We start from the raw sequence: 5213 nt of genomic DNA on the forward strand, positions 1-5213 counted from the left end.
CCTCCCACCCGTTCGGACCTCGCATTCGACGAGGCCGCGCCCCGGACCGGCTTGGGAGCGCTCCCAAGGCGCTTTTGTCCCGTCCGGTCGCCGCCGCCCGCGATCCAGGAGTGAACTGTGCGCACCACCCGACCGATCCTCCGTACCGCCCTGCCCCTCGCCCTGACCACCGGCCTGACGTCCGCGCTGCTGCTCGGCTCGCCGCCCGCGCTCGCCACCGAAGACCCGGTCGACGCCCTCACCACCAGCCTCTACGCCCCGCGGGCCAACCCGCAGGCGTACCGCCAGGCCGACGAGCTGGAGGGCGCGAAGCGCTCGCGCGAGGCCGCCGGGCTGCGGGCCATGGCCCGTACCCCGCACGCCGTCTGGCTGGCGGGCCGCACGCCGGACGAGGTCCGCCGGGAGACGCGCGCCGTCATGCGCGACGCCGCACGCCGCAGGGCGACGCCCACCCTGGTGCTCTACAACGTCCCCGGCCGCGACTGCTCCCTGTACTCGGCGGGCGGCCTGCGCGACTCCGCCGAGTACCGGGCCTGGGTCGGCGCGGTGGCCGAGGGAATCGGCGGCGGCCGGGCGGTCGTCGTCGTCGAACCGGACGCGCTGGCGCTGGTGCCGGCCGACTGCCCCGGCGGCGCCAAGGACACCAAGGACGCCAAGGAGGCCGAGCGCGTCAAGGCCACCAGGACCGCCGCGCGCTACGCCCAGGTCGGCGAAGCCGTCACCACCCTCGGCACCCTGCCCCGCACGAAGGTGTACGTCGACGCCGGGCACCCGGCCTGGCACACCGTGGACAGCATCGTGCCCCGGCTGGTCAAGGGCGGCGTCGCCCATGCCACGGGCTTCTCCGTGAACGTCTCCAACTACAGCACCGACGACGCCAACGCCTGGTACGGCAGGCTCGTCTCGTCCTGCCTCGCGTACGTCGACAAGGGCGGCAAGGCGTCCGCCTGCCCCACCCAGAAGTGGCGGCGCGCCGACGCCCGGCGCTGGCTCGACCGCCACGTGCCCCTCGACCCGGGCCGGATGAAGCACTTCGTCACCGACACCAGCCGCAACGGGCAGGGGCCGTGGAGCCCGCCCGCCGGCAAGTACCGTGACGCACAGGACTGGTGCAACCCGCCGGCCCGCGGCCTCGGCGCCCGCCCCACCACGCGCACCGGCGATCCGCTCAACGACGCCAACCTGTGGATCAAGACCCCGGGTGAGTCGGACGGCGAGTGCCTGCGCGGCACCAAGGGCCCCAAGGACCCCGAGCGCGGCACGGTCGACCCGAAGGCCGGCGTCTGGTTCCCGGCCCAGGCCCTCGAACTCGTCCGGCTCGCCAACCCGGCGATCATGCCGCCGGAGAACCGGGTGCCCGGTCGCGGGCGCGACGTGTAGCCACGGACCGCCGGGCGCGCGGGCCCGCGAGGCGGCCGCCCCTCTCCCCGGGGAAGTGCGGGGGAGCGGGGCGGCCGACCCCGTCACCGCGAGCGGCTCGTGCGGGCCGTCGGCGCGGGGACGCGTCCTGGTGGGTGCAGGTGTCGTCGATCGCGTAGAGCGCGCCCTCGGTGCGTAGGACGGCGATCGGCGGCGCGGTGGACAGTCGTACGGACTCGCCCTCGCGCAGGTCGTGGAGGTGGCGGACAGGACTCACCAGAGCCCCCAGCGTTTCGCTCTTCGGTAGCATGACGTTCCAGATGGCGCATCCAGGCGCGTGATGCGCAACAGAATCCGGAACGGGAGCCGCTGCGTCAAGGGCCCCATGGAAGACGGCCGGCAACCGGCCGCCAGGTGGTGAGAGCGGACTCATGGCGAGCAGGAGCGACAGGGCCGTCACGGAGGAGCCGGACGAGACGAAGCGGGCCAAGGGAGGCGCGGGTTCCGTGCAGTCGGTGGACCGCGCGGTGAGCGTGCTGGAGATTCTGGCGAGACTCGGTGAGGCGGGGGTCACCGAGATCGCCGACGAGCTGGACGTGCACAAGTCGACCGCGTTCCGGCTGCTCGGCGTGCTGGAGAACCGGGGGATGGTGGGGCAGTCGAAGGACCGGGGGAAGTACTACCTGGGCGCCGGCGTGCTCAGGCTCGCGGGGGCGGCCGCCGGGCGGCTGGACATCTCGCAGGAGAGCGCGCCCGTCGTGCGCGAACTGGCCGACGAGGCGGGGGAGACGGTCAACATCGCCGTCCTCGACGACGACGCCGCCGTCAACGTCATGCAGGCGCGCGGAGCGGCGTCCGTCACCGCGCAGAACTGGCTCGGGCGGCGTACGCCGCTGCACGCCACCTCCAGCGGCAAGGTGCTGCTCGCGGGGCTGCCGACGGCGGCGCGGGAGGCCTTCCTGGCCCGCAGGCTGCCGAGATTCACCGAGCACACCGTGACATCGGCGGCCGAACTGCGGGCCCAGCTCGCGGAGATCTCGTCCGAGGGGTACGCCGTGGTGGCCGAGGAGATGGAGGTCGGGCTGAGCGCGGTGGCGGCTCCGGTGCGGTCGCACGACGGGCAGGTCATCGGCGCGGTGAGCGTGTCGGGCCCGGTCTACCGGATGGACGAGGCGCGCCTGGAGGAGCTGGCGAAGCTGGCGGTCGACGCGGCGGGGGAGCTGTCGTACCGCATGGGCCACCGCACCTGACGCACCGTCGCGTTCCGGCCGGAACTGTGGGGACATGCCGGAGCGTGCGATCCGGCCGGACCGCACGCGTTCCAGCCACCACCGCCCGGACGGGCCGGAGGCCGCCGTACGACGGCGGTGTCCGGCCCGTCCGGCGTCCCGGCCGGCGGGCCCCGCCGCCCCCTTGACGGCCCGCCGATCGCATTCCCACTATGTCTCTCATCGCGCAACCAGTCGTGCAATGCGCAACAAGAGAGGGGTCCGATCGTGCCTCATGAGGTCCGTGCGGTCGTCGCCACCAAAAGGGGCGCACCCGTCGAGACACAGACGATCACCGTCCCCGATCCAGGGCCGGGAGAGGTCCTGGTCGGCGTTCAGGCCTGCGGGGTCTGCCGCACCGACCTGCACTACCGAGAAGGCGCGATCACCGACGACTTCCCGTTCCTGCTCGGCCACGAGGCCGCCGGAACCGTCGAAGCCGTCGGCGCGGGCGTGGCCGACCTGACCCCCGGCGACTACGTCGTCCTCGCCTGGCGCGCCCCCTGCGGCGACTGCCGCTCCTGCCGCCGGGGCCGCCCCTGGTACTGCTTCGACAGCCGCAACGCCACCCGGCCCATGACGCTGCTCGACGGCACCCCGCTCACCCCCGCCCTCGGCATCGGCGCCTTCGCCGAGAAGACCCTCGTCGCCGCCGGCCAGGCCGTGAAGGTCAGCCCCGCCGCCCGTCCCGAGGCCGCCGCCCTCATCGGCTGCGGCGTCATGGCCGGGTACGGAGCCGCCGTCAACACCGGGGGCGTCGGCCGCGGCGACACCGTCGCCGTCATCGGCTGCGGCGGCGTCGGGTGCGCCGCCGTGGCCGCCGCCGCGCTCGCCGGAGCCCGCCGCGTCATCGCCGTCGACGTCGACGACGCCAAGCTCGACGCCGCCGCCCGCTTCGGCGCCACCCACACCGTCAACTCCCGCGGCACGGACGCCGTGGCGGCCGTACGCGAACTCACCGGCGGTTTCGGCGTCGACGTCGCGATCGAGGCGGTGGGCCGCCCCGAGACGTACCGCCAGGCCTTCTCCATGCGCGACCACGCCGGCGTGCTCGTCCAGGTCGGCGTACCGGAGCCGGACACGCGGCTCGACATCCCGCTGATCGACCTGTTCTCGCGCGGCGGCGCCCTCAAGTCGTCCTGGTACGGCGACTGCCTGCCCAGCCGGGACTTCCCGATCCTCATCGACCAGTACCTCGGCGGCAAGCTCGACCTCGGCGCGTTCGTCAGCGAGACGATCGGCCTGGACGACGTCGAGGAATCCTTCGCCAGGATGCGGCGCGGCGAAGTGCTCCGCTCGGTGGTGGTGCTCTGATGGCGGCGGCACGCGGCCGGGGCGCGTCCCCCCGCGTGATCGTCGTCGGCGCCGGCATCGTCGGCTGCTCGCTGGCCGACGAACTCACCGCCCGGGGCTGGACCGACGTGACCGTCCTCGAACAGGGACCACTGCCCGCGCCCGGCGGCTCCACCTCGCACGCGCCGGGCCTCGTCTTCCGCACCAACACGTCCAAGTGCCTGACCCAGATGGCCCGTTACACCGTCGAGAAGCTCAGCCGGCTGCGGGCGCCCGACGGCCGGCCCTGCTTCGACGCCGTCGGCGGCCTGGAGGTCGCCACCACCCCCGCCCGCCTCGCCGACCTCCACCGCAAGGCCGGGCTTGCCGCCTCCTGGGGCGTCGAGGGCGAGGTCGTCGGCCCCGAGGAGTGCCTCGAACTGTGGCCGCTCCTCGACCCCGACCGCGTACTCGGCGGCTTCCACACCCCGGGCGACGGCCTGGCCCGCGCCCTGCCCGCCTCCCGCGCGCAGCAGGAGTCGGCCGCCGCGCGCGGCGCCCGGTTCCTCGACCGCACGACCGTCACCGGCATCGAGCAGCGCGGCGGCCGGGTCACCGGCGTCGTCACCGACAAGGGAGCCTTCCCCGCCGACCACGTGGTGTCCGCCGCCGGCTTCTGGGGCCCGGTGATCGGGCGCATGGCCGGCGTGGACGTCCCGCTGCTGCCGCTCGCCCACCAGTACGCGCGCACCACCCCGCTCGACGCACTCGCGGGCGCCGTACGGGAAGCCACCCGGCCCGTCCTGCGCCACCAGGACCGCGACCTGTACTTCCGCGAGCACACCGACCGTATCGGCATCGGCTCCTACGCCCACCGGCCGATGCCCGTCGACCCCTTCACCGTCCCGCGCTACGACGACGCCCCGGTCATGCCGTCCTCGTACCCCTTCACCGCCGACGACTTCGCGCCCAGCCGGCGGGACGCCGAGGCGCTCCTGCCCGCCCTCGCGGACACGCGCGTCGACGACGGTTTCAACGGCGTGTTCTCCTTCACCCCCGACGGCATGCCGCTGCTCGGCGAGAGCCGCGAGACGCGCGGCTTCTGGCTCGCCGAAGCCGTCTGGGTCACCCACTCCGCCGGCGTCGCCAAGGCGCTCGCCGAGTGGATGACCGAGGGCCGGCCGTCGCTCGACGTGCACGCGTGCGACCTGACGCGCTTCGAGGCCGCGCAGCGCTCACCGGCGTACGTAGAGGAGCGCTCGGCGCGGCAGTTCGTCGAGGTGTACGACATCGTCCATCCGCTCCAGCCCCCCG

The 5213-nt window shown here is 74.3% G+C and carries 4 protein-coding genes and 1 pseudogene; 4 read left to right on the top strand and 1 reads right to left on the bottom strand.

The features are described from left to right. Window positions 1-117 precede the first annotated feature (117 nt). A complete protein-coding gene (locus E2E34_RS30925; RefSeq protein WP_138905167.1) occupies window positions 118-1380 on the top strand; it encodes a glycoside hydrolase family 6 protein in 1263 nt (420 codons plus the stop codon). Between the two features lie 118 nt (window positions 1381-1498). Here the strand turns inward: E2E34_RS30925 and E2E34_RS36785 are convergent. Beyond that, window positions 1499-1636 (bottom strand): annotated as a pseudogene (locus E2E34_RS36785) (Rieske 2Fe-2S domain-containing protein); the annotation flags it as partial. A 154-nt stretch (window positions 1637-1790) separates the two neighbouring features. Between E2E34_RS36785 and E2E34_RS30935 the strand changes: the two are divergent. The 3 genes from E2E34_RS30935 to E2E34_RS30945 form a co-directional block, all read left to right on the top strand. Next, window positions 1791-2609: an IclR family transcriptional regulator gene (locus tag E2E34_RS30935; protein WP_208765388.1), complete on the top strand. Its 819-nt coding sequence runs from the start codon at window positions 1791-1793 to the stop codon at window positions 2607-2609. A gap of 246 nt (window positions 2610-2855) precedes the next feature. Beyond that, on the top strand, window positions 2856-3941 hold the full coding sequence (locus E2E34_RS30940; RefSeq protein ID WP_138905169.1) for an S-(hydroxymethyl)mycothiol dehydrogenase: 1086 nt from the start codon (window positions 2856-2858) through the stop codon (window positions 3939-3941). Beyond that, window positions 3941-5213: FAD-dependent oxidoreductase (locus E2E34_RS30945; protein WP_138905170.1), on the top strand; the 1273-nt coding region annotated here is incomplete at its 3' end. The genes E2E34_RS30940 and E2E34_RS30945, both read left to right, overlap by 1 nt.

Source organism: Streptomyces albidochromogenes, assembly GCF_005981925.1.
GTDB lineage: Bacteria > Actinomycetota > Actinomycetes > Streptomycetales > Streptomycetaceae > Streptomyces > Streptomyces albidochromogenes.

Excerpts from the sequence above, each read along its gene's own strand:
- E2E34_RS30935 (WP_208765388.1), top strand. The coding sequence starts at position 1,791 with ATGGCGAGCAGGAGCGACAGGGCCGTCACGGAGGAGCCGGACGAGACG.